The organism is Dietzia sp. B19, from assembly GCF_014145155.1.
In the GTDB taxonomy this organism is placed as follows: domain Bacteria; phylum Actinomycetota; class Actinomycetes; order Mycobacteriales; family Mycobacteriaceae; genus Dietzia; species Dietzia natronolimnaea.
In genome coordinates this window covers 1-1,921 of sequence record NZ_JAALED010000060.1, presented here as the reverse complement: position 1 = coordinate 1,921, position 1,921 = coordinate 1, and the positions used below count along the sequence as shown (strand labels likewise).

2 protein-coding genes are annotated in these 1,921 nt (G+C 70.1%); both read left to right on the top strand.

Going from position 1 to position 1,921, the window contains the following annotated elements; genetic code table 11:
- Positions 1-83 precede the first annotated feature (83 nt).
- On the top strand, positions 84-665 hold the full coding sequence (locus tag G6020_RS02480) for a TetR/AcrR family transcriptional regulator (RefSeq protein WP_182609555.1): 582 nt from the start codon (positions 84-86) through the stop codon (positions 663-665).
- A 44-nt stretch (positions 666-709) separates the two neighbouring features.
- Complete coding sequence (locus G6020_RS02475; protein ID WP_182609554.1) at positions 710-1,879, top strand: acetyl-CoA C-acetyltransferase; 1,170 nt, start codon at positions 710-712, stop codon at positions 1,877-1,879.
- The last annotated feature ends 42 nt before the right edge of the window (positions 1,880-1,921 follow it).

Genomic DNA, 1,921 nt, shown 5'->3' with positions numbered 1-1,921 from the left:
GGCGGGCGGACCGACGCGGCCGCCGCAGGCCTCGGGTCGCGGTGTCCTGTACCTAGCAAGTGCTTGGTTGGTAGGGTGGCCGAATGACCAGCACGACCAGACGTGAGGAGCTCCTGGCGATCGCCGCCGGGCTCTTCGCCGAGCGCGGCCTCCGCGCCACCACCGTGCGAGACATCGCCGACGCGGCCGGCATCCTCTCGGGCAGCCTGTACCACCACTTCTCGTCCAAGGAGGCGATCGTAGACGAGATCCTCCGCGGATTCCTCGACTCGCTCTTCGGTGACTACCAGCGGATCGTCGACGCGGGGTCGTCGCCCCGGGAGACCCTCGAGGGGCTGGTGCGCGTCTCGTTCGAGGCCATCCACCGCCACCGCGACGAGGTGGCCATCTACCAGGACGAGCTCAAGCATCTCCGGGGCAATCCGAGGTTCGACTACCTCCGCGAGCGCAACACCGAGTTCCGCGAGATGTGGACCGACGTGCTGAGTCGGGGAATGGAGTCCGGGGAGTTCCGTCCCGACCTCGACATCCGGCTCACCTACCGGTTCCTCCGTGACACGGTCTGGGTGGCAGTGCGCTGGTACCGGCCGGAGGACGCCGACGACCACGCCGCGATCGCGGACCAGTACCTGCGCATCGTGCTCGACGGCCTGGCCGACGACTGATCAGCACCATCCCATCCTGATCTCATACCCTCACGAGGAGACACATGACCAGCGTGACCGGCCGCGAGGCCTACGTGATCGACGCAGTCCGGACGCCCGCGGGCAAGCGCGGCGGCAGCCTGTCCGGCCAGCACCCGGCGGACCTGGGCGCGCACGTCATCCGCGCCGTCGTCGAGCGCACGGGGATCGACCCGGAGGTCGTCGACGACGTGATCTTCGGTTGCGTGGACGCCATCGGCCCCCAGGCGGGCAACATCGCGCGCTCCGCGTGGCTCGCGGCGGGGATGCCCCTCGGCGTGCCCGGCACGACCGTCGACCGCCAGTGCGGATCCAGCCAGCAGGCCATCCACTTCGGGGCCCAGGGGATCATGTCCGGGACCCAGGACGTGGTGCTGTTCGGTGGAGTCCAGAACATGAGCGCCCTGCCCATCTCGTCGGCCATGCTGGCGGGTCGCGAGTACGGGTTCGACGACCCGTTCACCGGCTCCACCGGGTGGGTCGAGCGCTTCGGCGCCCAGGAGATCTCGCAGTTCAACGGCGCGCAGATGATGGCCGACAGGTGGGACATCTCCCGCGAGGAGATGGAGCAGTGGGCGCTGCAGTCGCACTCCCGCGCCCGCGCCGCGATCGCCGAGGGCCGGTTCGCTGGTGAGTACGTTCCGCTGGCCGGACTCGAGTCGGACGAGACCACCCGTGAGACCACACTCGAGAAGATGGCCTCACTGCCGGTGCTCGCCGAGGGAGGGTCCCTGACCGCCGCGGTGGCGTCACAGATCTCCGACGGGGCGTCCGCGGGGCTGCTCGCGTCCGCGGAGGCGGTGGAGAAGTACGGCCTGACGCCGCGGGCCCGGATCCACCACCTCACCGTGCGCGGCGACGATCCGGTGATGATGCTCTCCGCGCCGATCCCCGCCACCCGGTGGGCCCTGGAGAAGACCGGACTGACGATCGACGACATCGACGTGGTGGAGATCAACGAGGCGTTCGCCCCCGTCGTCCTGGCGTGGATCAAGGAGATCGGCGCCGACCCGGCCCGGGTGAACCCCAACGGTGGCGGCATCGCGCTGGGCCACCCGCTCGGCGCCACGGGAGCCAAGCTGTTCGCGACCCTGCTGAACGAGCTCGAGCGCACCGGCGGCCGCTACGGCCTGCAGACCATGTGTGAGGGCGGCGGCACCGCCAACGTCACGATCATCGAGCGTCTGGACGCCTGACGGCGACTATTCCCGACGACGGGACGGGCCCCGCACCAGCCG

Coding starts and splice junctions, on each gene's coding strand:
- G6020_RS02480 (WP_182609555.1), top strand. CDS start 84: ATGACCAGCACGACCAGACGTGAGGAGCTCCTGGCGATCGCCGCCGGG.
- G6020_RS02475 (WP_182609554.1), top strand. CDS start 710: ATGACCAGCGTGACCGGCCGCGAGGCCTACGTGATCGACGCAGTCCGG.